This window comes from Paraclostridium bifermentans (assembly GCF_019916025.1).
In the GTDB taxonomy this organism is placed as follows: Bacteria; Bacillota; Clostridia; order Peptostreptococcales; family Peptostreptococcaceae; genus Paraclostridium; species Paraclostridium bifermentans.
On record NZ_CP079737.1, the window covers coordinates 1,256,722 to 1,283,370 of the forward strand.

The 26,649-nt window shown below is 27.0% G+C and carries 25 protein-coding genes and 1 riboswitch; of the genes, 16 read left to right on the forward strand and 9 right to left on the reverse strand.

Annotated elements, in window-relative coordinates:
* Nucleotide 1: 1 nt before the first annotated feature.
* Nucleotides 2-1,150, reverse strand: a complete 1,149-nt coding sequence (locus KXZ80_RS05995; protein ID WP_021432549.1) for an AraC family transcriptional regulator — start codon at nucleotides 1,148-1,150, stop codon at nucleotides 2-4.
* Nucleotides 1,151-1,341: 191 nt separating this feature from the next.
* On the opposite strand from KXZ80_RS05995, the gene KXZ80_RS06000 reads away from it, so the two are divergent.
* From KXZ80_RS06000 to KXZ80_RS06010, 3 genes are read left to right on the forward strand one after another with little or no spacing between them, the layout of a single operon-like run.
* Nucleotides 1,342-2,574, forward strand: a complete 1,233-nt coding sequence (locus KXZ80_RS06000; protein WP_021432550.1) for a competence/damage-inducible protein A — start codon at nucleotides 1,342-1,344, stop codon at nucleotides 2,572-2,574.
* A gap of 13 nt (nucleotides 2,575-2,587) precedes the next feature.
* Nucleotides 2,588-3,376: an HAD family hydrolase gene (locus KXZ80_RS06005; RefSeq protein WP_021432551.1), complete on the forward strand. Its 789-nt coding sequence runs from the start codon at nucleotides 2,588-2,590 to the stop codon at nucleotides 3,374-3,376.
* Nucleotides 3,377-3,385: 9 nt separating this feature from the next.
* The gene (locus tag KXZ80_RS06010; RefSeq protein ID WP_021432552.1) at nucleotides 3,386-3,952 is read left to right on the forward strand and encodes a DJ-1 family glyoxalase III; all 567 of its coding nucleotides are present in this window, start codon (nucleotides 3,386-3,388) and stop codon (nucleotides 3,950-3,952) included.
* A gap of 71 nt (nucleotides 3,953-4,023) precedes the next feature.
* Here KXZ80_RS06010 and KXZ80_RS06015 read toward each other — a convergent pair whose 3' ends face one another.
* The gene (locus tag KXZ80_RS06015; protein ID WP_021432553.1) at nucleotides 4,024-5,364 is read right to left on the reverse strand and encodes a sigma-54 interaction domain-containing protein; all 1,341 of its coding nucleotides are present in this window, start codon (nucleotides 5,362-5,364) and stop codon (nucleotides 4,024-4,026) included.
* Between the two features lie 289 nt (nucleotides 5,365-5,653).
* Between KXZ80_RS06015 and KXZ80_RS06020 the strand changes: the two genes are divergently transcribed.
* The gene (locus KXZ80_RS06020; protein WP_021432554.1) at nucleotides 5,654-6,601 is read left to right on the forward strand and encodes a DMT family transporter; all 948 of its coding nucleotides are present in this window, start codon (nucleotides 5,654-5,656) and stop codon (nucleotides 6,599-6,601) included.
* 34 nt (nucleotides 6,602-6,635) lie between these two features.
* Here the strand turns inward: KXZ80_RS06020 and KXZ80_RS06025 are convergent, their stop codons facing one another.
* Nucleotides 6,636-7,580 (reverse strand): TIGR01212 family radical SAM protein, encoded by a 945-nt coding sequence (locus tag KXZ80_RS06025; RefSeq protein WP_021432555.1) that lies wholly within the window; start codon nucleotides 7,578-7,580, stop codon nucleotides 6,636-6,638.
* Nucleotides 7,581-7,705: 125 nt separating this feature from the next.
* A complete protein-coding gene (locus KXZ80_RS06030) occupies nucleotides 7,706-8,248 on the reverse strand; it encodes a DUF308 domain-containing protein (RefSeq protein WP_021432556.1) in 543 nt (180 codons plus the stop codon).
* Nucleotides 8,249-8,378: 130 nt separating this feature from the next.
* Between KXZ80_RS06030 and KXZ80_RS06035 the strand changes: the two genes are divergently transcribed.
* The 3 genes from KXZ80_RS06035 (at nucleotide 8,379) to KXZ80_RS06045 (ending at nucleotide 10,747) form a co-directional block, all read left to right on the forward strand.
* Nucleotides 8,379-8,816: a DMT family transporter gene (locus KXZ80_RS06035; RefSeq protein ID WP_226883764.1), complete on the forward strand. Its 438-nt coding sequence runs from the start codon at nucleotides 8,379-8,381 to the stop codon at nucleotides 8,814-8,816.
* Between the two features lie 86 nt (nucleotides 8,817-8,902).
* Entirely contained in the window at nucleotides 8,903-9,550 is a 648-nt protein-coding gene (locus tag KXZ80_RS06040; protein ID WP_021432558.1) for a Dph6-related ATP pyrophosphatase, read from the forward strand.
* A 243-nt stretch (nucleotides 9,551-9,793) separates the two neighbouring features.
* Nucleotides 9,794-10,747 carry a SpoIVB peptidase S55 domain-containing protein gene (locus tag KXZ80_RS06045; protein WP_167699366.1) on the forward strand — a complete coding sequence of 318 codons (954 nt, stop codon included), beginning with the start codon at nucleotides 9,794-9,796 and terminating at the stop codon, nucleotides 10,745-10,747.
* A gap of 7 nt (nucleotides 10,748-10,754) precedes the next feature.
* On the opposite strand, the gene KXZ80_RS06050 is transcribed toward KXZ80_RS06045, so the two are convergent.
* A complete protein-coding gene (locus KXZ80_RS06050) occupies nucleotides 10,755-12,158 on the reverse strand; it encodes a CehA/McbA family metallohydrolase (RefSeq protein ID WP_021432560.1) in 1,404 nt (467 codons plus the stop codon).
* Nucleotides 12,159-12,342: 184 nt separating this feature from the next.
* On the opposite strand from KXZ80_RS06050, the gene KXZ80_RS06055 reads away from it, so the two are divergent.
* Both KXZ80_RS06055 and KXZ80_RS06060 read left to right on the forward strand, forming a co-directional pair.
* Nucleotides 12,343-13,938, forward strand: coding sequence for a Na/Pi cotransporter family protein (locus KXZ80_RS06055; protein WP_021432561.1), 1,596 nt, complete (start codon nucleotides 12,343-12,345; stop codon nucleotides 13,936-13,938).
* 149 nt (nucleotides 13,939-14,087) lie between these two features.
* Complete coding sequence (locus KXZ80_RS06060; protein WP_021428911.1) at nucleotides 14,088-14,582, forward strand: hypothetical protein; 495 nt, start codon at nucleotides 14,088-14,090, stop codon at nucleotides 14,580-14,582.
* Between the two features lie 30 nt (nucleotides 14,583-14,612).
* On the opposite strand, the gene pdaA is transcribed toward KXZ80_RS06060, so the two are convergent.
* Complete coding sequence (pdaA, locus tag KXZ80_RS06065; RefSeq protein ID WP_021432562.1) at nucleotides 14,613-15,476, reverse strand: delta-lactam-biosynthetic de-N-acetylase; 864 nt, start codon at nucleotides 15,474-15,476, stop codon at nucleotides 14,613-14,615.
* 134 nt (nucleotides 15,477-15,610) lie between these two features.
* Between pdaA and KXZ80_RS06070 the strand changes: the two genes are divergently transcribed.
* Complete coding sequence (locus KXZ80_RS06070; RefSeq protein WP_021432563.1) at nucleotides 15,611-16,114, forward strand: hypothetical protein; 504 nt, start codon at nucleotides 15,611-15,613, stop codon at nucleotides 16,112-16,114.
* A gap of 36 nt (nucleotides 16,115-16,150) precedes the next feature.
* On the opposite strand, the gene KXZ80_RS06075 is transcribed toward KXZ80_RS06070, so the two are convergent.
* On the reverse strand, nucleotides 16,151-16,969 hold the full coding sequence (locus tag KXZ80_RS06075) for a pyridoxamine kinase (protein ID WP_021432564.1): 819 nt from the start codon (nucleotides 16,967-16,969) through the stop codon (nucleotides 16,151-16,153).
* Nucleotides 16,970-17,150: 181 nt separating this feature from the next.
* Here KXZ80_RS06075 and KXZ80_RS06080 point away from each other — a divergent pair, with 181 nt between their 5' ends.
* The 3 genes from KXZ80_RS06080 (at nucleotide 17,151) to KXZ80_RS06090 (ending at nucleotide 20,150) form a co-directional block, all read left to right on the forward strand.
* Entirely contained in the window at nucleotides 17,151-18,104 is a 954-nt protein-coding gene (locus KXZ80_RS06080; RefSeq protein WP_021432565.1) for a calcium/sodium antiporter, read from the forward strand.
* Nucleotides 18,105-18,223: 119 nt separating this feature from the next.
* Nucleotides 18,224-19,378, forward strand: coding sequence for a double-cubane-cluster-containing anaerobic reductase (locus tag KXZ80_RS06085; RefSeq protein WP_021432566.1), 1,155 nt, complete (start codon nucleotides 18,224-18,226; stop codon nucleotides 19,376-19,378).
* 13 nt (nucleotides 19,379-19,391) lie between these two features.
* Complete coding sequence (locus KXZ80_RS06090) at nucleotides 19,392-20,150, forward strand: acyl-CoA dehydratase activase (protein ID WP_021432567.1); 759 nt, start codon at nucleotides 19,392-19,394, stop codon at nucleotides 20,148-20,150.
* Nucleotides 20,151-20,177: 27 nt separating this feature from the next.
* Here the strand turns inward: KXZ80_RS06090 and nhaC are convergent, their stop codons facing one another.
* On the reverse strand, nucleotides 20,178-21,602 hold the full coding sequence (nhaC, locus tag KXZ80_RS06095; RefSeq protein WP_021432568.1) for a Na+/H+ antiporter NhaC: 1,425 nt from the start codon (nucleotides 21,600-21,602) through the stop codon (nucleotides 20,178-20,180).
* A gap of 126 nt (nucleotides 21,603-21,728) precedes the next feature.
* Nucleotides 21,729-21,900, reverse strand: a riboswitch (Lysine riboswitch).
* Between the two features lie 114 nt (nucleotides 21,901-22,014).
* On the reverse strand, nucleotides 22,015-23,778 hold the full coding sequence (locus tag KXZ80_RS06100; RefSeq protein WP_119472404.1) for a peroxiredoxin: 1,764 nt from the start codon (nucleotides 23,776-23,778) through the stop codon (nucleotides 22,015-22,017).
* A 143-nt stretch (nucleotides 23,779-23,921) separates the two neighbouring features.
* Between KXZ80_RS06100 and KXZ80_RS06105 the strand changes: the two genes are divergently transcribed.
* From KXZ80_RS06105 to KXZ80_RS06115, 3 genes are all read left to right on the forward strand, one after another.
* Nucleotides 23,922-24,248 (forward strand): hypothetical protein, encoded by a 327-nt coding sequence (locus KXZ80_RS06105; RefSeq protein WP_021432570.1) that lies wholly within the window; start codon nucleotides 23,922-23,924, stop codon nucleotides 24,246-24,248.
* 72 nt (nucleotides 24,249-24,320) lie between these two features.
* Nucleotides 24,321-25,124, forward strand: coding sequence for a protein phosphatase 2C domain-containing protein (locus tag KXZ80_RS06110; RefSeq protein ID WP_021432571.1), 804 nt, complete (start codon nucleotides 24,321-24,323; stop codon nucleotides 25,122-25,124).
* Between the two features lie 110 nt (nucleotides 25,125-25,234).
* Entirely contained in the window at nucleotides 25,235-26,620 is a 1,386-nt protein-coding gene (locus tag KXZ80_RS06115; protein WP_038285144.1) for a hypothetical protein, read from the forward strand.
* The last annotated feature ends 29 nt before the right edge of the window (nucleotides 26,621-26,649 follow it).

A 26,649-nucleotide genomic window follows, 5' to 3' on the forward strand; every position in this document is an offset into this window, starting at 1 on the left:
TTTATTTATATATAGATTTGGAATATTCAGTGGGGGAGATTCCAAAATGAGATTTAAATTTACGGGAAAAATAATGAATGGAAGAAAAACCTAATAACTCAGAAATTTGACTAAATGTATAACTAGAACTTTTTATAAGTTCTTTACTTTTCTTTAGTTTTATATCGTTTATATAATTGTTAACTGTTTTATTTGTATTTTTTTTAAATAGAGAATGTAAGGTTGTACTACTTATACAAAATTCATTACATAATGTACTTATGTTTATTTTTTTATTAATATTTTTATCAATATATTTTAAAATATTATTTAACTGATCGTCTTCATAAGATTGTTGCATATGTGTAGTTGGCTTGTGCTGGCCTTGTAAGTTTTTAAATCTTAAAGTATTTATAATAAGTTGCTTTAAGTAACAAAGTGATAGGTCATCAGAATATATATCTTGATTTGATAACTCATTAATAAGGTTTTGAATAATGTGATGTGAATCGCGGTTTAATGTAAATACTTTATTGCATAGAAACTCATAATCATTAAAATCCATATTAAAATTTATGGTTAGATATGAACACGTATTTTCTTCTATTGTATACTGGTTATGAAATTGAAGTGGTGCATAAAATATCAAATCACCTTGATTTAGAGTATAAGAGTTTTTATTTATATCTGTATTTAATACTCCCTTATCCACATAAGTAAGTTCCCAATAAGGATGTGATTCTCCATGGAAAATATAACTACAACCTTTTTCTTGATAAAATTTGGTATAAATTTCTTTTATATGTAATGAAGGCGATATAGAAGAGTATACGTAATCGTGTGTTAAAGGTATTGAATTAAATTTATATGAAGGTTTTGATATATGTATTAAAGATTCATCTGATATCGATATAAAGTTGAAATAAAGGCCTTTTTTTAACCTTATAGGTCTATTTACTATAAATGAGTTTAAGCTAGAAGAATCAAATGACACTAAAATCATAACAACGCCAGATAAAACTTTTATAAAAACCTCATCATTTGTTAAAACTTTTAAATCACTAATACTCTTATTTGTAAAATTATGAAGATAAGAGTTATCAATTTCATCAAAAGTATCTATTACTTCTCCAAAAAATTTAAACTTAGGAGATGTGATTTTATCAAACATAACAACCTCCAATTATAGGATATAATATATATTATATGAATGTTAAATACTAAATACTATAAATATAGGATTAAAATATTTTGTATATCTAAATTAGATATGAATGTAAATGAGTTAAAAAAGTAGAAAGCAATACTAATTTAAATATGGTAATATTAGGGTATAAATATATTAAGGAAAAAGGTGATAAAATGAGAGCTGAAATTATAACTGTAGGAACAGAAATTTTACTAGGTGATATTGTAAATACAAATTCTCAGTTTTTAGCAAAGGAATTGGCAAATATTGGGATAGATGTATATCATCAAGGTACAGTTGGAGATAATGAAACAAGACTTATGGAATCTTTAAATGAAGGTTTAAAAAGAAGTGACATAATAATTACCACTGGAGGTCTGGGGCCAACGAAAGATGATATGACTAAAGAAGTAGCTGCTAAGTGTTTTGGTCAAGAACTGGTTTTATATACGGATATTTGGAAAGATATTAAATCTTATTTTAACAAGTTAGGGTTAGAGTTAACTGAGAATAATAAAAAGCAAGCATATTTTCCAAAAGACTGCATTATATTAAATAATCCTAATGGAACGGCTCCAGGAGCAATATTAAAAAAAGATAATAAAATGATAATACTATTACCAGGACCGCCAAAAGAAATGATACCTATGTTTAATAATGAGTTAAAGAAGCACTTATTATGTTTAACTGATTATAAACTTGTATCAAAAACATTAAGATTCTTTGGAATAGGTGAATCTTCATTAGAAGACAAGTTAATAGATATGATAAATAATCAAAAAAATCCTACTATTGCACCTTATGCTAAAGAGGGTGAAGTAACTATTAGAATAACTGCAAAAGCTGAAAATACTGAAAAAGCAAATGAACTAATAAAAAATGTAGAAGATGAAATCAATAATAGGGTAGGAAATTACATATATGGTTATGATGATACTACTTTAGAGGAAGAAGTAGCAAAATTATTGGTTGAGAAGAATATGACTATAGCTGTAAGTGAATCATGTACAGGAGGAATGGTTTCATCAAAACTAATAAACTATCCTGGAATTTCTCAAAGTTTCTTAGAAGGATGTGTTACTTATTCCAATGAAGCTAAAATGAAAAGGCTAGGGGTTAAAAAAGATACTTTAGATAAATTTGGAGCAGTAAGTGAAGAAACAGCTATTGAGATGGCTATGGGAGTTGCTAAGTCTTTAGGTGCTAATATTGGGGTATCTACAACTGGAATAGCAGGTCCAGGAGGCGGAACTGATGAAAAACCGGTTGGGTTAGTTTATATAGGACTTTATATAAATGGAGAAATTAAAGTTAAAAAATGTAATCTAGCTGGAAGTAGAGAAAAAATAAGATCTAGAGCGACAAGCGAAGCACTAAACTTAGTTAGAACAGAACTTATAAAGTAAAAGGAGTAAGCTAATGATAAAATATATATTTTGTGATTTAGATGGAACATTATATCACAATGGAATATCTAAAGAAGATGCAAATGCTATAAATAATATAGAAAAACAAGGAGTTACATTTAATATAGCTACTGGAAGAATTTTTTCTCAAGCTGTAAAGATGACTCAAGATGATATTGATATGAATGGATATTATATATGTGAAAATGGATCATATATATATGATTGCAATAAAAATTTAGTTTTTAAAGGAACAATAGATGATAATATAGTAAAAAAAGTGATTGCTTTATATGAATCAGATAACGCAACATTATACTTTAAGTATAATGGAAAGGTAGTATTACTAGAAGAAAATGACTGCTTTAAGATTTACTCAGATGAATATTTAGTAGATAAAGAATTTGCAAATAAAAATACATACAATGACCTTGTAGGTAATATAGGTATAGTATCTAAAGATGTAGATGAACTATATAGATTAGAATCTTTTTTAATTGAAGAATTCAATGATGTTTTAGACATATATTTTTCATCAGAATATACTTTAAACTTAGTTCCTAAAGGTGTTTCAAAGCATGTAGCTATAAAAAATGTATGCAAAGTTTTAGGAGTTAGTTTAGATGAAATAGCAACAATAGGAGATTCTCCAAATGATATAAGTATGCTTAAAACTGCTAAATATAGTTTTGCAATGAAAAATTCAAGAAAAGAAGTTAAAGAAAGTGCAAATTATACAGCTAATTCTGTAGAAGATGCAATTAGAAAAATAAAAGAAATTAATGAAGATTTAAATTCATAGGAGGAAGTTATGAAGAAGGTATTAGTTTTATTAGCAAATGGATTTGAAGAAATAGAGGCCTTAAGTGTAGTTAATGTATTAAGAAGAGCTCAAGTAATTTGTCATATGGGAAGTCTTGGTACTGAATATGTAAAAGGTACTCATAAAATAGAAGTTAAATCAGATGTAAATATAAACGATATAAACATAAATGAGTATGATGGAGTTGTATTACCAGGAGGACTTCCAGGAGCATATAATCTAAGAGATAGTGAAAAAGTTAGAGAAATAGTACAAAAGTTTAATAATGATGGGAAAATTATAGCTGCTATATGTGCAGCTCCAGAAGCACTAGAAAGTTTTAATATATTGAATGGAAAAAAATGCACATCATATCCAGGATTTATAAAAGATAAGAGTAACCTAAACTATATAGAAAATCAAATAGTTGTAGAGGATGGAAATATAATAACTAGTAGAGGACCAGCAACAGCTATAGAATTTTCATTAGCAATACTGAAGAAACTTGGATATAAAAAAAAATATGAAGAAATAAAAGAAGGTATGTTAGTAAACTTTTATAACGAATTCAAATAAAAATTATTAATTAAAAATCATTAAATGATAAATATATAAGCTCAGCTTATATATTTATCATTTTTTTATATTTATAAATATTTTCGTATAAGTCTACTTGCTTTAGATTGAGATATGTTTAATGCTTTAGCTAATTTATATGAACTTGGATTGTTTTTATAGTATTTACAAATTAAAAGCTTCTCATAATTTTCCATTAAATTATCTAATGAATTATTTTCTTCATATTTTACAAAGTCTACGTGGTGAAGGACTGATTTTGGTAAGTGGTGTAATTCAATGTAGTCTGAGCTTGAAGTAACTAAAATATTTTGAATTATATTTTCAAGTTCTCTCATATTTCCAGGGTAATTGTAGTTCAAAAGTACGTTTATAACTTCTGTAGACATATTTTTATCTAGATTGAAAATGTTTGAGTATTTTTTGAAAAAGTGAAAAATAAGCTCTAATAAATCTTCTTTACGATCTCGAAGAGGTGGAATTTTTAGTTCTACCACGTTTATTCTATAATATAAATCCTCTCTAAATTTTTTTTGATTTATAGAATTTATTAAATCAACATTAGTTGCAGAAATAAATCGTATGTCTACTTTTTTAGTTTTTACTCCTCCAACTGAAGTAAATGTTTTATCTTGAATAAGTTGTAAAAACTTTGATTGAAGTTCTTTGGGTATATCTCCAATTTCATCAAGAAATAAAGTACCTTCATTTGCTAGCTCAACTAGTCCTATTTTCCCCTTTGAATTAGCCCCAGTAAATGCACCACCTTCGTAACCGAATAATTCAGATTCAAGAAGATTTGGAGAAATAGTTGAACAATTTATTGTTATAAATGGTTTTCCAGCTCTTTTACTATTTAAATGTATGTGTTTAGCAAGGGTAGTTTTACCACATCCTGATTCACCAAGTAATAAAACATTTACATTTGTTTTAGCAACATTTTTTGCTATTTCTAAAATTGATTTCATACTGGAGCCTTTTATAGTAGTATCATTATAAATTAATGACTGAGATTTATTAAATGAACTTATTGTATTTTCATATAATTTTATTTTTTCTTTTATACTATTTAATTCGCTTATATCCCTAGAATTTTCTACTATAAATTCTATATCACCATTTTCATCAAAAACAGGTGTAGCGGTTATTATAAGTGTTTTTCCAGTTATAGTTTTCTGTTCCATAGAAACTTTTTTCTTGTGTTTAACAACAGCAGGAATAGGTGTTTGATTAGAGTATCCAGCTTCATTTAAGAACATTGCTGTTTTTCCTATCATATCCTCTCTATCTATACCGTAGTTAGATTCAAATGCTTTATTACAATAAATCATATACCCATCTCTATCACATACAAAAATTTCATCATGAGAAGATTCTACTATTCTTTCAAAAAAATCTTTAGTGTATTGCATTAATATATCCCCCGAAATAATAAATTATAAACTATGTATTTAAAACTCCTTAATTATAGTATATATATAAGTCAAAATCAACTTATTATAAATGAATACTTAATGGATTTTAATAATATAAGTCTATTTTGACTTATATAAAAAGCAGAAATAAGTTTAATTTGACTTATATGCAATAAGAAAATGTTTCCAAAGCAAGTGATTTCAATTAGAAAAAGCTTGGAATGATTTGGCATAGAAATTGCTAAAATAAATAATCGTAATAGTAGTATAGATAGGAGGTTTTTTTATGGAACAGAGAAGTAAAGGGTATATATTTGTTGTAACAGCAGGAGTTTTATGGGCTACTATTGGATTATTTGCAAATTCATTATTAAACCTAGGGCTAACTCCAGAACAAGTTGCATTTTTAAGATTATTTTTAGGGTTTTTGATATTATTTATTTATAGTTGTGTAAAAATGCCAAATGCACTTAAGATAAACAGAAAAGGATTAATGTATTGTATTCTTGTAGGTATAATAAGCCAGGCTGGGTTTAATATATGCTATTTTAATGCTATAGATTCTATTGGAGTTTCGGCATCTGCAGTACTTTTATACACATCTCCATTGTTTTTAGCAATGCTATCAATGGCAATTTTTAAAGAAAGACTTAATAAGTCTAAAGTTATGTCACTATGTATTTGTTTTTGTGGATCAATACTAGCAGTAACAGGAGGCAGTTTAGATTTAGGTCAACTTAGTACACAAGGCATTTTACTAGGTATAATGTCAGCTATAACATATGCATGTATGTCAATAATAAGTAAAGGTGCATTAAAAGAATGTGAAGGGATAACTTTGTTGATATATGGATTTCTAATCGGGTCTATATTAATGATACCTTTAGCCAATCCTATACAAATTATTTCATATGCAAATAATATAGGGACTGTGTTTACTATATTAGGATTAGGGATAATACCTGCAGCCGGTGCATATATATTTTATTTAAATGGAATTTCAACAGGTATTGATTTATCAATAGCTGGAATATTAGCATCTGCAGAGCTTATAGTATCTGTAATAATAGGTTGGACATTGCTTGGAGAAAACTTTTCTATAGTGAAAGCTATAGGGGTTTTATTTATGGTTGTTTCTGCGATTATATCAATTAAAAAACCTAACGATAAATTTGAAGAAGATAATGATAATATTAGCTCAGGAAATAAAATAAAACTTCATACAGCAAATTAACTGTAATAAAAAATAAGCTATCTAATTAGATAGCTTATTTTTTATTACAGTATTTAATTCCTTGATACGAATTTCTTTCTCTCATAGTATCATCTATAGCATTTAGAACTTCCCACTTTTTAAGACTCCACATAGGACCTACTATTTCATCTCTTTTACCGTCTCCAGTAAGTCTATGAACTACCATTTCAGGAGGAATAATTTCTAATTGGTCACACACTAAGTTTATATAATCATCTTTCTCCATTAAGTTAAACATACCTTTTTTTAACATGTTTTCCATAGGTGTTTCTTTTAAAACATGAAGTAAGTGTATCTTTATTCCATGAACACCAAGATCAGCAACTGCTTTAGCTGTTTCCATCATCATATTATAGTCTTCTCCAGGTAATCCATTTATGATATGAACAACTGTTTTTATATTATGTTTTTTTAACTTTTCAACACCTTCTAAAAACGTATTATAATCATGACCTCTATTTATAATTTTAGATGTTTCATCATGAATCGTTTGAAGTCCTAGTTCAACCCATAAGTTTGTTTTTTTATTAAGCTCAGATAAATATTCTAAAACATCGTCTGGTAAACAATCTGGTCTAGTAGAAATTGAAAGTCCTATTACATCATCTAAATTTAATATAGTTTCATATTTTTCTTTTAATACACTTACTGGAGCATGAGTGTTAGTAAAAGCTTGGAAATATCCAATGTATTTTGCGTTATGCCATTTTTTATGCATCATTTCTTTTATATCTTCAAACTGCTTTATTAAATTATCGTTAGGATTTCCTGCAAAATCTCCAGAACCTTGTTTACTACAGTAAGTACATCCACCATAGGCAACAGTTCCATCTATATTTGGGCAAGAAAAACCTGCATTTATAGATACCTTAAAAACTTTTTCTCCAAAATTGCTTCTAAGGTAATAATTCCATGTATGATACCTTTTATTATCAAAGGCATATTTAAAATTTGTCAAATTAATCACCTTTTCTTTGTTTGTATTAAATTTACTTATACAATATTAACATAAAAAACAATCTTATACAAACTAAGGATTAATTTAACTATAAAAAATAGTACCTTAATTTAAGGTACTATTTTTTATAGTTTTTTTAACTTATTTCCAGTTGATAAAAGTTGGAACCCGATTAAAACGAAAATTAAAGATAAAAATGTAGCTATAAATCCTGATAAGAATAAAGGTGAAAGGATTAGTATTAATCCACATATTAATAAAAAACCATTAAAACCATTAAACTTTATATAAGGATTTTTTCTGCTATTAAAAAAAGCAATAATTTGCGTTACTAAAAGATATGCACCAAGTATAGATGAAAAGAATCCCTGTATTTGTTGAGGAAAAATAAAAAATAATAGCGCAACAACTATAAGAATAATTTCTCTGTTTTTATAAGGCTTTAGAGTTTCTTTAGACTCGTATCTTTTAAGTTCGTTTATAGTTTTTAGATTTAAGTATGCTAAAAACAAACAAACTGCTCCTAAGCCAAATGATAATACTTTAATGCCTAAATTTTTAAATAAAAGGGAAAGAGTTCCAATAAGTAAAAGTAAAATCCCCATTATTATAAAATTATTTGCATTTTCTTTTTGATTAAAATTATTAAAGTTAAAATTTATATTCATTTATATCACCTCTTTAAATCATTAAAAAAATTATAACAAAAAAAAAGTAACTATAAAATACTTTCTTTTAAATTTCTATTTAAAGTAATTTTAAAAATGCTTGTATCATAAGATTTTATTATGTAAAGGAGTGAGCCAATTGATAAAATTAGTATCTATAATATTTGCAATACTAGCAGGAGGATCCACAGCTCTAGAGGCTTTTATAAATGGAGAGTTAGGAAAAAGTACATCAGCAGTTACAGCAACTTTTATAAGTTTAGTAGTAGGTTCAGTATTTTTTTTAATAAACATGATTTTAACTGGGGAAATTAAAACTTTTTTAGCAACAGAGTCTATAAGTCCTAAATTACTACTTGGGGGTATATTTGGAGGATGTATAATTTATTTTACAGTTAAGGCAATGGATGGAATAGGGCTTTCAAGCACATTAACTATAATAGTAGTTTCACAAATTTTGATAGGTTTTTTTATAGATGTGGTTGTGCTTAAAGAGCAAACTATGTATTTATATAAATATGTAGGTGCAATTTTACTATTTATAGGAACATTTTTCATAGTTAGTTAAATCTATTTAATTATTATACATATTTGGTAAATTAAATTTATGTGATAAAATTAATGTAAATAAAATACATTAGGAGAGATATAATAATGAAAAATAAATTTGTTATGTCATTTAGCGGGGGAAAAGATAGCACACTGGCATTATATCGTATGATAAAAAAAGGTTATGAGCCAGTAGCTCTTTTGACAACTGTAAAAAAAGATGCTGATAAGTCATGGACACATGGAATAAATAAAAGGTTATTAAAACAAGTAAGTGAAAGCTTAGACATACCATTATTAGAAGTTGAATGCGATGTTTGTGAGTATGAAAAAGAGTTTGAAAATAGCTTAACAAAAGCAAAGGAACTTGGCGCAAGTATTTGTGTATTTGGAGATATAGATATAGAAGAACATAAAAATTGGGATGTGGAAAGATGTAAAAATTCAGGAATCGAAGCTAGTTTTCCATTATGGCAAGAAGATAGAGAATCATTAGTTTATGAATTTATAGAAAGTGGATTTACAACTATAATAAAAACTGTAAATTTAGATTATTTAAATGAAAGTTTGCTAGGGAAAAAACTTACAAAAAATGTTGTTCTTGAAATTAAAAATGCAGGAGCAGATGCTTGTGGTGAAAATGGAGAATATCATACGTTTGTAATAGATGGACCATTATTTAAAGAAAAAGTATCTTTTGAAAATAAAGGTATTGTAATTGAAAGAAATTATGGACATTTAAATATTGTATAGAAAAAGCTATCTTAAAAAAGATGGCTTTTTTGCGCTACAAATCAAAAAATACACATATTAATGTGCATAAATTAAAAATTGAAGAGGTAAATATAGCTATGGGAATTATGTAAAATAGTAACCATTATATTAACTTAAATTAAAGCAAATAATAATAAAAATAAATACTAAACTAATTTAAGAAGGTGACACTAAATGCAATCATCTAAAGGAATTAAGTTTTTTATTTTTTTAATAATAAATATGCTAATAGTATTATTGCCAAATGATGTTTATTCAATGCAAAAAAATCAAAAAATACCTCAAGAAGTTATAATAGGGGGAGAATTATTGCATATGGAATTAAGTACTGAAAAAGTAATGATATTTGGAATAGAAAAAAATTCCTGTATTAAAAATTATGATTTAATAGACTGTATAAGTGGAGATTCAGTAAAAAGAATGTTTAATCAAAATGAAAAAAATATATTATCTAAACAAGATATAATAACTACTCTTATCTCTATGAAAGAAGATGAAAAAATAAACTTAAGTTTAATAAGAAAAAATAAAAAAATAAATGTAAGTATTGATAAAAAACAACTTAAACCAGAGTATTTAGTAGATAAAATTCCATATACAGCAACATTAACTTATATAAATCCACAAAATTTAAATTTTGGAGCAGTAGGTCATGATATTGAATTTAAAGGAAATGAAAAATTAATTACAAATAAAGGTGAAATATATAAATCAAATTTATCGCGTATAAAAAAATCATCTAAAAAGTATGTAGGAAATATAAGTGGGGATAAAAGTGGAAATTTATTAGGAACAATTTCAAATATGGGAAGCTATTGTGTTAAAGGTAATGTGAATTCTCTACAAAATAACAATGAGAACAAAATATGCAAAATTGCAAATGAAAATGAAGTTAAATTAGGTCAAGCTTTTGTAGTTATGAAACACAATGAAAATGAAGCTAAGTATTATAAAATAAACGTTACAAAAATTAATAAAATAGATAAAGAAATAGAAAGTTTTGATTTTAAAGTAGAAGATGAAGAGTTAATAAAAAAATATGGAGGAATAACACAAGGAATGAGTGGATCTCCAATTATTCAAAATGATAAGTTAATAGGATCATTATCATATGTAATGACTAAGGATACCTTAAATGGAAATGGAGTTTATATAAAAACAATGATGAAAGAATAATCTTTCATCATTGTTCTTTTTTAAATTCAATCCAAATAGGTGCTGTAACTGATATTTTATTATTATTTTGATATACTTTTACATAATAATAAGAATCTTTTAACGTAGAAAGTTTCAACTCAAGTTTAGCTAAGTTAGAACTGAAATTTTTATATGCAACTATTTTCCCGTTGTTAGAAATTACTTCGATTCTTTTAATTTTGTCCTTAAGATCATTATCGATTACGCTTATATTAAAATATAAATTGGATGTGTTTTTTATAGTAGAACCCATTACTTGATCGTTTATACTATAATCTATTTTTATATTTTTGTCTTGAGTAGCATATACTCTCATGTTTCTTAAAGAATCATAAAATGAATTTTCGTTTAAACCTGTACATAAAACAACTGTTCTGAATTCATTTGCAATTCCCCAATCAGTTCGATGATTATCTTGATTAGATGCAGGAGCTAAATGCCAACCTAAATCTAAAGCTTTTTGATATTCATCAAAAGCTATTTTGTTTTTAGTTATATCACTTTTATATCCATTACAAACTTCAATTAAAGAAATTACGCTATCTGCATCTTTATTGTATTTTAAATTATTAAATCTTCCAAATGTATCGCAGGGATGATTAAACTGAGCAATTAAATCATCATATTTTGAAATTTCCTTGTAAAAGCTTTCTAAATTAGAGTAAAGAGAATCGTTTGTAGATATAAAGCCATTAGTATTAAACACATTTATGTGGCCTATAGGATCTTTTTTATTTTTAAAAGGATAAGTCATTTCAAAACCTTTAAGAGCTAAAAATTTATCATTAGACGTATAATCATTTGATACATTAATTAAACTTGTCCATTTAGAGCTTAAACTTCCATCATCTAAAGTAACTTCTGTATCTTTATCCAACATATTTGAATGATCTGTTATTGCAAAAAAATCTAGTTTAGCTTTAAATTTAGAAGTATAGTAAGCATCTTCAAAACTACCATGGCCATCACTATTTGATGTATGAGCATGGATTAAACCATAATAATGGTTATAATTTGGAGACCCTACATTAAAATACCATTCAGCTTTAGACTTATTTTTATTTACATCACTAACATAAACTTCTATTATTTGAGTGCCTCTTTTAAATTTATTTTTAGGTTTATAAGAAATTGAATTATTTTCGATTTTGCAATCCTTAGTAACATCTTTATAATTAACCAAAAACTTAATACTTTTTAAATCTATATTATTTTCATCTTGGAAATTAGCTCTTATAGTAGGTTTAGAAATAATGTATTGTTGTGCATTAACAGGAGAAACAATATCTATTTTAGGAGCTGTAGTATCTTTTAGATTTAAAGAATGTACATTTGAAGTTGAAAAAATAAATATAAAAAATAATATTAATATATATTTAAATTGTGTCATAATAATCAGTCCTTTAAATGTTATTTTAATTATATATTTATCAAATTCTATTTTTCAATTCATGTAAAATAATGCAAAAAATATATAATTTATAAATTGTTAAAGTATATAAAATATAAAAAATTAACACAATAATAATTAGTCGCTTTATTTATATCAATTTAATTACAAAGGAGGTTTTAAATTGGATATAGCTATAAATTTGATTGGCGGATTAGGGCTATTTTTATATGGGATGAATTTAATGGGGAATGGTCTACAAAAGTCAGCCGGTGAGAAGTTAAAGAAAATTATAGGATTACTCACAAGTAATATATTTATGGGTGTTTTGGTTGGTACAGTTGTAACTGGAATTATACAAAGTAGTAGTGCAACTACGGTTATGGTAGTTGGATTTGTAAATGCAGGTATAATGAGTTTGACACAAGCAATAGGAGTAATAATGGGAGCTAATATAGGAACTACTATAACAGCTCAATTAGTATCATTTAACCTAGAAGGTTTAGCTCCAATAGCCTTAGGTATTGGTATTGTTCTATTTCTATTTACTAAAAAGGCAAAGATAAAAAATATTGCAGAAATATTAATTGGATTTGGGATATTATTTACAGGTATGGAGTTTATGAAAGATGCAGTAGGACCTTTAGCTGAGTATCAAGGATTTAGAGATGCGCTTGTATACTTTGGACAGCACCAGTTTTTAGGTATTTTAGCTGGATTTGCTATTACTGGAATAGTTCAAAGTTCAAGTGCTTCTATGGGGATGTTAATAGCACTAGCTACTCAAGGCTTAATACCTATAACATCTGCACTTCCAATATTATATGGAGATAACATTGGGACTTGTGTGACATCTTTATTATCTAGTATAGGAGCTAATACAAATGCAAAAAGAGCAGCGGTAATGCATTTAACATTTAATATTATAGGAACATTATTATTTGTATTAATTTTAAATAAGCCTATAGTTGCATTAGTAACGAGTATAAATCCTGGGGATGCAGCAAGACAAATAGCAAATGCACATACTTTATTTAATTTAATAAATGTTATAATTTTAATTCCTTTTGCTAAGTTTATAGTAAATATAGCAATTAAATTAGTGCCAGATAAAGATGAAAAAGAAAGCAAAGAAACAAAATACTTAGATGAAAGAATGTTAGAAACACCGTCTATTGCACTTGGAAATGTTGTAAAAGAAATTGTAAGTATGGGAAATCAGGCGAAAGAAAGCTTACAAAACGCAATAAATTCATTTTTAGATCAAGATAATGAAAAAGCTCTTAAGTGTTTAGAACAAGAAAAAAATATAAATAAATTGCAAAAACACATTTTAAACTATTTACTAAAATTATCCAAATGTCCACTGGATGATAACGAAAGAGAATTAGTTGATCTAATGTTTAACACTGTTAATGATATAGAAAGAATTGGAGATCATGCTGAAAATATTGCTGAATTAGCTCAATCATCTATGGACTCTAGTATAAATTTATCTAGTCAAAGTCAAACTGAAACTAAAGAAATATATGATAAAGTTTTACTTAGTATAGAGTATGCTATTAAAGCATTGCAAGAAAATGATCAAGCTTTAGCTCAAAAAGTTTTGGAAATAGAAAATGAAGTAGATGCTATGGATAAAGCATTTAGATCAAATCATATGTCAAGATTAAATCAAAGTAAGTGCAGTGTTGATTCTGGTGTTTTATATTTAGATTTGCTTAGCAATTTAGAAAGAATTGCAGACCATTCTTTAAATATTGCACAAAGAGTAATGTAAAAACAAGTAAGCCTAAATGCTTACTTGTTTTTTATTTTAAGGATATTATATTAAGCGAATTTTTTATATTTTAAATTGTACAGACATTAAACCTAAGATATGTTTAATATAATTTATAAAAGACTAATTATATCTTAGGAGGAATCAGCATGATAATAGATGCAATAGAAGTAAAAGTGAAGAAAAATGATGTGAAAAAATTTGAGAGAGATAATATACCATTAATGAGTAAAGTGGTCCAATTAAACCCTAGGATAAAAAATACAACTCTTAAGTACATAGAGCATAAAGTTATAACTTATGATATAGTTATTAAAATAAAAGGTAAAAATATATTTAAACAAGATATAAATAGGAGCAAAATTACAATGTTAGTAAATACTCATACTGGGTTTTCAAAATCTATAACTAAAGCTCCAGATACATACAAAGTAAATATATCTAAAAATAATATAAAAAAATCTGAAATGGATGAAATTCATATGCTAGAAAATATAAAAAATGAAATGATCAAAGTAATAAAAAATAATGTTATAAATAGTAAGTGTCATATACATGATATAAAAGTTTTAGACATTAAAAGTATATATAAGCCTTATTGGGTAGGTATATATAATGGAAAATCAGTATTACTAGAAGCATAAAAAAGAAAGCAGATATTAAAATATCTGCTTTTATTTATTTTCTAAAATTTTTAAATCCGTATTATTAGATGATTTTTTATTTGTAAGATGGTCTAAGCTTTTTATTGTATAACCTTCTTGTTCCCAATGAGTTAAAACATCATCTAATATGTCTGCATTTGTTTTAGAATTAGGATGAAGAAGTAATACTGCTCCAGGATGAGTTCTAGAGAATATTTTTTCTTTAGCTTCTTCGTGACTAGGTTGTTTATCTTCATACCAGTCTACATAAGCAAAGCTCCAAAATATAGTGTCATAACCTAATTGCTGAGTATATTCAAGTGATTTTTCGCTGAATTTACCCATAGGAGGTCTAAAATATTTAGGCATTTCTTTTCCTGTGATTTCTTTATACCTATTTTCTACAGTTACAATTTCTTCTTTGAACTTATTAAAATCAGTTATACTAGCCATAGAAGGATGAGACTTTGAATGATTACAAACTAAATGTCCTTCTTCAGTCATTCTTTTTACCATTTCAGGATTTGATTTTAGGTAATGGTCTACTACGAAAAAAGCAGCAGGAGCATTATGTTTTTTTAAAGTGTTTAGTATTTTTTCTGTATTTCCACTTTCATACCCTGCATCAAAACTCAAATATAATACCTTTTCATTTGGATCTCCTACATAGTAAGCATTATATTTTTTGAAAAATGAAGCTTCTTTAATAGGTGTAGGCTGTTTTCCATCGTTTCGTGGATTAAAGTACCAACTATATTCTCTGGTTGTTGGATCTGTATTTAGTATTTGAGTTTTAATTTTATCAAATAAATCAAGCTTACCACTAATCAAAAAACCTGAAATTATAAAAAATGCAATTATAAAAAAGGAGTTTCTTTTTTTTGATTTTTTCATTTTATCACCTCTATAATTTAAACGTTAATTATATTTTTTACACATTATCCAAATATAATCTATGAAAAAATAGGATAAATAAATAAAAAATTAGGAAATAATATATTAATATATGGAATTCAAAGGAGATAAATATGAAAAAGATAATAATAATATTTACTTTAATTATAATTTTTATAAATATAAATATTAGTGTATTTTGTAATGATAGCTATATAAATAATAAGTTAAATAAATTTATTGAAAATGATATAGAATCGAAGTATATAATAGCTTATGTAGATCATAACCTTGTAAATATAGATGACATAAACATAAAGGAAAGTATTATAGAAAGGGTAGTAGATTATAATGAAACTAAATTAAATTTCTATCAATTAGAATTTGATAAAATGTATAAAAAAAACGTTAGAAATATGCAAACAAAACAAAATTTAAAATCAGAACTCAATATATTAAACGATATTAATACTTATAATAATATATGTATGCATAGATTTAACTTTATAGACAATAAGCCAGATATAGTTAAAAGTTTAAAAGATATATATTTAAGTGGATATAAAATTGTATTAAAAGACAATAAGTTTAAATTAAAAGTAAATCAAGAAATTTTAGAGTTAAAATATAAAAAATAGAAATTAAACCTAAACACTTAGATTAAGTGTTTAGGTTTAATTTGTAAGCTCATTTAAAAACATTTCAAACATAACTCCATCATTTCTGTCAGTGTCAAATTTAGATGTATATGAAATTACATTACTAATAAAATTATTAGCTTTAATAACACTATTTTTCAATGAATGGCCATTTAATATCATACCAACAAGAATAGACGTGAATATATCGCCTGTTCCGCTATACGAAACATTATTAAAGTGTGAAGATGTAAAATAAGCTTCATCTAAATTTTTATCAAATGATAAATTATAAATTTCATCTTCGATTTTTATGCCTGTAATAACAACCATACTGGGGCCTAAATTAGAAACTTCTTTTGCGATACGAACTAGATTGGATTTGTCTAAGTTGGTATTATTTAAATTTTCTCCAATTAGAATAAGCGCTTCTGTTAAGTTAGGTGTAGCTATATCCGATTTTTGTACTAGGCTTTTTATTTTACTACACATTTCATTATCAAATATAGGATATAAATCTCCGTCATCGCCCATTACAGGATCTACGATTACTAATGAGTCCTTATTATCATCTATAAATTTAGAGACTATATTAACTTGGTCCTTAGATCCTAAAAAACCACTATATATACAGTCAAAATATATATTAAGGTTATTCCAAACATTTTTATATTTATTCATCTCGTTTGTCAAATCCAAAAATGAATACTCTGAAAATCCTGTTTGACTTGACAGTATGGCTGTTGGAAATGGGCAACATTGAACTTTTAAAGCTGAAAGTATTGGAATAGCTACAGTTAAAGAACATCTTCCTATACCAGATAAATCATGAATAGCGGCCACTTTTTTTAACATAAAACAAACTCCTTTAAATAAAAATATAACTATATATTACTATTAATATTAATTAATTTATATAGATACATAAAATTAATTAATTGTACTAGTACAATTAATTATCTACTAATTACTACATGTAATAAATATTAGTAGATATGGTTAATATAAATCTAAAAGAAAAAAGGAGTACAATTTTATGAAGTATGTAATACTTTTGATTGGATTTATATTACTTATAAAGTCTGCCGATTACTTTGTTGTTGGAGCATCCTCAATTGCAAAGGCATTAAATATACCCACTATAATAATAGGTCTAACCATAGTAGCCTTTGGGACAAGTGCTCCAGAAGCAGCAGTAAGTATTTCTGCAGCTATGAAAGGACAAAATGATATAGCTATAGCAAACGTAGTAGGATCCAATATATTTAATATACTATGTGTTTTAGGTATATCAGCAATTATAGCTCCTGTAAAGGTTCAAAAGACGACTATAATAAAAGAATTTCCATTTGCATTGTTAGCGTCATTGGTTTTACTTATATTGTCTCACGATATAAAATTTCAAGGATACAATGAGAATGCACTTACAAGATCTGATGGTCTTATGTTGTTTGCATTGTTTTCTATATTTATGTATTACTTATTGGAAATGGCATTATCTTCAAAGGAAGAAATGGATGTCGAACAAGGCAGTTCTAGAGATCCTATAGCAAAAAGTATACTGTTAAGCATAGGTGGCATTATAGGGATTATAATAGGTGGGAATTTAGTTGTAGATAGTGCTACAAATATAGCTATAGATTTAGGAATGAGTGAAAACTTAGTTGGACTTACTATAGTTTCTATAGGAACATCATTACCTGAACTTGTAACTAGTGTCGTAGCTGCAAGAAAAGGTGAGAGCGATATTGCCATGGGAAATATCATAGGATCCAATATATTTAATATATTGTTTGTATTAGGCTCATCATCAATAATACATACTATACATGTACAACCTATCGTATTTGTAGATATGATTATTATGTTAATTGTTACCGCTATTACTTATGTATTTGCAATAAGTAAAAAACAAGTTAATAGATTTGAGGGTGTAATTTTAACGGCAACATATATAGCATATATGATATTTATAATTATAAGACAATAGCAGTTATAGTTAAAAACTATATTTCATATAAGAAGTATAGTTTTTAACTATTTTACATAAAAATACCAAATATGATAAAATTTGATATAAATCATTAAAATTGTTGGGGGAGAAATTATATGATATCGTTACCAGAGAAGTTCGAAGAGTTTAGTGAAGCTAGAAGAAATGGATTTATAAAAGCTAAAGAACTAAAAGAGAGCGGGAAAAAATTAGTTGGAGTATTTTGTGCATTTACTCCAGTTGAGATACCAATGGCTGCAAAGGCTGTAACAGTTGGAGTTTGTGGGGTAAGTGAAGAACCAATAGCTGAAGCTGAAAAAATATTACCAAGAAATCTTTGTCCACTTATAAAATCAAGTTTTGGACATGCAATAACAGACACTTGTCCTTATTTTTATTTTTCAGATTTGTTAATAGCAGAGACTACATGTGATGGTAAAAAGAAAATGTATGAAGAACTAGCAAAAATTAAAGACTTACATTTAATGCAATTACCAAATAGTAAGCTTGGAAAACATTCATTTGACCTTTGGAAAAATGAAATAGTTGTTTTAAAGGAAGAAATAGAAAATAAGTTTGAAGTTAAAATAACTGATGACGATATAAGAGATGCTATAAAAGATAAAAATGAAGAGAGAAGATTATTAAAAGAGTTTTATGAATTAGGTAAATTAGTACCACCACCAATGAATGGATTTGATATGCATCAAGTTTTATATAACTCAGGATTTAAATTTGATAGAGATGAATTAAAACAAAGTATAAGAGATCTAACTGCATCTTTAAAAGAAAAGTATGAAAAAGGCGAAAGACCTGTAAGTGAAGATAAACCAAGAATACTTATAACAGGATGTCCAATAGGTGGAGTTAGTGAAAAAATAGTTAAAACTATAGAAGAAAGTGGTGCTGTAGTTGTTGCATATGAACTTTGTGGAGGAATTAGATCTAATGATGAGTTAGTTGATGAAAGTAATCCAGATCCAATAGATGCAATTGCTAAAAAATATATAAATATAGCTTGTTCATGCATGGTAAATAATGATGCAAGAATAGAGTTAATAGATAGACTTATGGATGAATACAAGATAGATGGAGTTATAGATGTTGTTCTTCAGGCTTGTCATACATTCAATGTAGAAAGTTATAGAATTAAACAATTTGTAAACAACGCTAAAAATAAACCGTACATGGCTATAGAAACAGATTATTCTAAATCTGATACAGAACAATTAAGAACTAGATTTGAAGCTTTTATAGAAATGATAGACTAAGTAGGTGGATTTTATGTACAGTATAGGTATAGACTCTGGATCTGTAGCAACAAAAGGTGTATTATTTGATGGAGAAAAAATAGTAAACAAAATTGTTATACCAACAGGATGGAGTCCTAAGAACGCTTCATTAGAAGTTTATGAAAAACTTGCTAATGATATAGATAAAGATAAAATAAAAAAAGTTGTAGGAACAGGATACGGAAGAGTGAGTATGGATTTTGTAGACAAAAAAGTTACAGAGATCACATGCCACGCAAAAGGAATACATTTTTTAAACAACAATATAAGAACGATATTAGATATTGGGGGCCAAGATAGTAAAGTTATAAACTTAGATAATGATGGAAATGTATCTAATTTTATAATGAATGATAAATGCGCAGCAGGAACAGGTCGCTTTTTACAAGTTACATCTAACTTATTAGGAAGTGATGTAGAAAGCATTGATAAGTTAGCTAAAGGTGCAATTCCACAAGATATATCAAGTATGTGTACTGTTTTTGCTGAATCAGAAATTATTAGTTTATTAGCAAAAAATATATCTAAAGAATCAATAGCATCAGGAATATTACAATCTATAGCAAATAGATCAAAGTCTATGTTATCTAGAATTGATATATTAGATGAGATTGCATTTACTGGAGGGGTTGCTAAAAGTAATGTCTTAGTAAATATGATAGAAGAGAATTTAGGGAAGAAAATTTTTATAGCTAATGATACTCAAATAATAGGTGCATTAGGGGCTGCAATTATTGGATATAAAAAATAAAAAGGATGGCTATTAGCCATCCTTTTATTATGCAATAGAACCTTCAAGTTCATCTTGATTTTCCTCTGATAATTTTGTAATTCCAAATCCTGTAGCAGCTAACGTCAATGACATTAAAGGACATAGAAGGTTAAAAAATGCAAATGGTAAAAATACAAATGATCCAACTCCAAGTGTAGCACTCATATATGCTCCACATGTATTCCAAGGAATAAGAGGAGATGTTATAGTTGCACTGTCTTCTAGAGATCGAGAAAGATTTTCAGGACAAAGACCTTGTTTTTTAAATGCTTCTCTGTACATACTTCCAGGCATTACTATTGCTAGATATTGATCAGCAACTGCTAAATTAGTTCCTATACATGTAAAGATAGTTGCAGCCACTAAACCAAAAGTTCCTTTTGCAAATTTTAATATAGCAGAAGCTAGAGCTTCTAACATTCCAGTTTTTTCAAGTATTCCACCTGTAGTTAAAGCACATAACATAAGAGATACTGTACCTAACATACTATTAAGTCCACCGCGAGTTAATAGTTCGTCCACAAAGGCCATTCCACTATTTGATGTATATCCAACTTGAGCAACTTCTAAAACATCTTTAAATGAAGCACCTTGGAAAGCTATAGCTACAAAACCTCCAAGTAGTGTACCTACAATAAGACCTGGAATAGCAGGAACTTTAAATATAACCATTACTATAACCATTACAGGTATTAATAATAATAACGGAGATAATGTATTATAATTTGAAGCTAAAGCTTGTTGTATTTGTAAAATTTGGCTATTATCTATAACTTGTCCTGCGTATTTAAGTCCAATTACAGCATATAGTATAAGAGCAATAACATATGCCGGAATAGTTGAATAAAGCATATGCTTTATATGTGTAAATAAATTAGTACCAGCCATAGCAGGAGCTAAGTTTGTTGTATCTGAAAGTGGAGACATTTTATCACCAAAGTATGCACCTGAGATAATAGCACCAGCTATTATCTCCTTAGGAATACCTAAAGCACTTCCTATACCTAAAAGGGCTATACCTATAGTACCAGCTGTAGTCCAAGAAGAACCTGTAGATATAGAAACTATAGAACATATAATAGTTGTGGCAACTAAGAAAATTCCAGGAGAAAGTATATTCAATCCCCAATATATCATACTTGGAACAACTCCTGAAATTATCCATGTACCAATTAACATACCAACAATTAATAAAATTATAATAGCTTGCATAGTAGAATTTATAGTTGATAATATACCTTCTTCAAGTTCTTTCCATGTAAATCCTAATTTAAATATTGCAACAAATCCACAGAAAACTCCACCTAAAACTAAGGGAATATGAGCTGAAAGCCCTAGTTTAGTTAAAGATATAGATAGTGTGAAAATTAAAAATCCTAAACATAGAAGTGAATCGCCAAGCGAAGCCTGCCTTTTTTCTCTTTTTAACATAATGTAACCTCCAAATGGTGTATTGAGAATATAACGGGAATGGAGAATGATAATAAAAAAGGTCTAAGAATATTAAGAGATATTCCTAGACCTGAAATTATAATTTGAAAAATATAATAACTTTAATCTAAAGATAGCCCTCCACATAAAGTGACAGTGTTATATATCTTATACATAACCCCAATATATAAGTTTTAAGCTTAACTTATATATTTCGGCATCATTACCTTTCCTATTAAATCTTAGGTGCTTTCCCTCAATAATAGTACTATTTAATAATGCAACCTCTACCATTAGTTATATTCTGTTTAAATTTATGTATCTAATTATAACATATTAAATTAAATTGTAAATATAAATTTAAATTTTATGAAAATAAAAAACAGTCTATCTTATTAAGATAGACTGTTTTTTAAACTAAAAAGCTAGAACCATACGTTTCTTCTATTTCACGTCTTAATTCACTAGGATTATTAATTCCATCACTCATTGCTTTAGCGAGTATATTTGCTTTATCATAAGGTGCCATCCAAGAGAAAATACCTCCAAGACAATTGTCTATTACATATTGAGTTTTTATATAAATAGATAGCATATCATCATAAGACATAGCAAACTCATTATCTTTTACTAAATATGAAGCTTGAGCTTCTTTATCAAATTTAAATGTATATCCGTTTTTATTTATAAAATCTTTTCTAAGTTGATCAAAAGATTTAGTTGTAGTAGCTCCTAGTCGACCATAAAATGGAACTCCCATTAATATTTTTTCTGAAGGCATTCCAGCTTCAATTAAATTATTAACCATAATATCTACACTGTATCCAGGTAAAGCAAGTTCTGATTCATATAAATTTGCTTGATGTTTTTTGCCTTTCTCGCCAGTTTCACCAGCAGTAAAATCGTAACTCATCAAGTTGAAATAGTTAATTAGAGGAGCTATTTTGTTTATTTCTGCACTTTTATTTAGGTATTCTCTTGTTCCAGTACCTGCTACACTTAACCATTTATCGGATCCAATTACATCCCTAATAGCAGTAAGTAAAAGTGTGAAATTTTCTCTATCTGAAGGACTAGATTTAATTCCTGCACCACTAGTTCCAGGGTATTCCCAATCTATATCTATGCCATCTAAACCATATTGCTTTATAAGAGCATTTGCTTGACGAGCAAAATTATATCTAGAAGCTGGAGTAGCTGCAGCATCAGAAAATCCTTCTTGACCCCAACCACCAATGGCTGCAATCACTTGAAGGTCTGGATTATCTTTTCTAAGTGATAGCAATTGACGTAAGTAACGAGGCGTTGGAACAAATAAAGTGCCATCTGGTTTAATCTCAACAAATGCATATATTACAAAATCAAGCAAAAATGCATCAACACTTGTAGGATCTCCTAAAACGTATGTGCCTACTAATCTATTTAAATCAGGGCAGTTAGGATTAATTGGGATATTATTTGCTGGAGAATCTATTTGAGGACGACCTTTAACATTAGCTTTATAATCTAATTTTTTGTTATTAGAAGTTTTATCATCTATAAAACATAGATACCAGTCCATGCAACTTTTATTTTTATCACAACTCTTAATTCTTTCTTTTAATTCTTTATAAGTTTTAGGAGGAGGTAAAATTACAGGCATTCCAGGAAGCCAGTCAGCAGGTGTTAAAACATTATGTTCATCTGAAGTTTGAAGAGCATCTATTATTCTAACTATTTCAGGAATATTTCTTCCTGTAGTTAAAGGATAATAAAGTATTGTTCTTAAAATTTGATTTGGATCAATTATAAAAACAGATCTTACAGTAGATGTATCGCTCATTTGCTCTGAAATCATTCCATATAATCTAGAAATTTCCATTTTCCTATCATCTATTACAGGAAATGGAATCTCAATACCTGTATGCAAAAATATATTGTATAGCCAAGCTAAATGAGAGCTGTTGCTATCAACGCTAAGACCTATAAGTTCAGTATTTCTTTTTTTAAAATTAGAATAATATTTTGCAAAACATAAAAATTCTGTTGTACATACTGGTGTAAAATCACCAGGATGAGAAAATAATACAACCCATTTACCTTTATAATCAGACAGCTTGATAGGTCCTTGAGTTGTATTTGCGCTGAAATTAGGTGCTTTAGTACCTAAGTTAGGAAGACATGGCAAATAAATCACTCCTTTGTAAAGTTATTCTTAATATTTAATTTATTAATTATAACTGGTTAATGTTACTAATAAGAATTGCTATTTTAATACAAATTTGTTATATTTATTATATTAGAACTATGTATTATTTGTTGTAATTAGGGGGCATAAACATGAAAAGTAGCCGAAAAAATAAAAAAGTGGCAAGAATTACTAGAACATTTTCAGACATTTCGAGAATTTTTGTATTATCATCTGTAATATCTGTAAGCATTATTAGTGTTTTAATTTTGGTAAATGCTTTTAATGGGATATTCATAGGATTTAGATATTATATTATGTTAACTATGGCTATGGTTTTAACACTAACACCATGCTGGGTTTTATGTGATAGCAAGAGAATATTTGGTGCTAGAACTCAAAGACGAAAGCAAGTTGTTAAACCGGCTAAAAGATCTACTAGAAGTAGAGAGTCAATTAGAAAAAGAAAAATATCTTAAAAAGTACAGGGTACACTGTACTTTTTTTTATGTTCACTAATATAATAAATAGTAAGTTAAGGGGGGGGTTGGATGAAATACGATATATTTTCAAGCAGTACGGTTGGATATAAAAATAAGCTTAAAAATAAAGGGTCACAGGATTACTTAATTTATAAAAAATTGGAAGATGGAGTGATTTGTGCAATAGGTGATGGACATGGAATAAGAAGATGTAAATATAGTTATAAAGGTTCAGAATTTGCATGTAATGCATGTATTGATATATTAACGGATTTATACAAAAATATAAAAAAATTAGATGAAGATAATTTAGAAACAGTTATTAAAGAATTAAAAGAAAATAAAAGTATAGAAAAAAGTATTCAAAAAAAATGGAGAGAATATGTTATAGATCACTTTAAAACTAAAATTCTAAATGTTTATGATATAGATTATGTACTTTACGGAACTACCCTTATAGGCGTTTTAGTAACAAATAACATTAAACTGCACTTGCAAATAGGAGATGGAAACATCGTTGAATATGGCAATGAGTTTAATTTAGTGGAATATACAAAAGAAAGTAAGGTAAAAGGGGTTTTGAATTCTATGTATTTAGATGATGCTTACAAGTATATAGATTTAAAAATAGAAAAAGTTAATAAATCGGATGTTGATTCTATAGTGTTGTTTTCAGATGGATTTACAAATAGCTTTAGAACTTATAAAGATTTAGATGATAATTTGAAGAATACTATAAACCAGTATAGAAAAAATGTATTCACTAAATATAATTTAAAAAAAACATACAAAAAATATTTAGAAACTTTATCAACTAATAATAGTAAGGATGATATAAGTATAATTTTTATATTGCAAACAACATTGAAATAATATGTTGTTTTTTTGATATAAACTAGAAAATATAGTTAATACTAGATATATATGGTATAATTAATAGTAAAACATTTATATTGCTGTTAAAGGAAGGTAAGAGATTGATTATGAAAGGTTTTTTTGAAAAAATAGTAGAATTTATAGATAGAAACAATAAAATAATAATAAAATCTGCATTGACTGTTTTAGGCATAATTTTGATAGGAATATTTATAATGTTTACTGCTGATAATTTTAGCGTAGGTAGTGAAAGTAATAAACTTGTAGGGTACATAGAAAAAAGAAACTACTCAGAGGCAATATCGTACTATGATAAAATTAAAGAAGAGTTTTCTGACACTAAAATGAATAGACTTAGTAAAAGCTTATCTAAGAAAGTAAATAAAATACTTGTAACATATGGAGATAAATATATAAAAGGCGAGATAGGTAAGGATTACTTTATTTCGCTAATAAATATAATTAACGAATTAGATACAGTTTACATAGATACCGATAGTATAATTAATCAAGCCAAAAGAGTAAATGATTTATATTTACAAGAAAAAATAAGCTACAATACAGCAATGGGATATATACAAGCAGTATCAACATTAAAGATATCAAAAAATGAAATATATGTATATGCAAAAAAAATAGATGTCATAGAAGATTCAAGGAAGGTTTATAACGAAGGTGTAGAAAATCAAAACAAAAAAATGTACAAAGAGGCTATTGAAGATTTTGATAAAGTTATAACTGATGATAAAAGATACTATGAATTGGCTCAGGATAAAAAAGAAGAATGTATAAAAGAAATGTATGATTACTATGTAGAGATGGCAAAAACAGAAAATAAAAATGGAAATTATCAAAAAGCTTTAGAATACATAGATTATCTGAAGCAATATTACTTAGATGATGATGAGTTAGATTCATTGTCTTCCGAGTTTGAGAAGAATTTAGAAATGTATAATATGACTAATGAAGAGGTAATACAGTTAATATCTAAAAAAAGTGGAATAGACGTAGCAGATTTAAAAGCTAATATATTCCAACAAATGTTAAATGGTAGTAAATACTATTATGCTGAAACGTTTGTTGGTAAAGATAAAATAGATGAATTTTTAATTGACCCTAGAAATAAAAAGGTATACTCATATCTAGATGAACAAAAATCGTATAACAATAGATATGGAGATGGACACTGGAGAGCAGCATCAAATGGAACGGTAGAGTTTACTATAAGCAAAAGTACAGCTCAAAGTATCTTAGAAAAGAAATTAAGTGAAAAAAATGAAAAGTTTAAATATGTAACTATTGAAGATAAAGAAAAATCATTAAAATATGTAGATAAACCAGAAGTTGTTAATAAATTTATTGGAAAGAAATATGATATATATTATTATGCTGTAGTAAATAGAGGATTCTTTAAATCTAAAGAAGTTTATTTAATAAATCCATACTCAAAAGAAATTTATAAAGTGGATGAAAATAGTGTAAATAAAGTTTAATAAAAGCGTGAATTCACGCTTTTATTTTT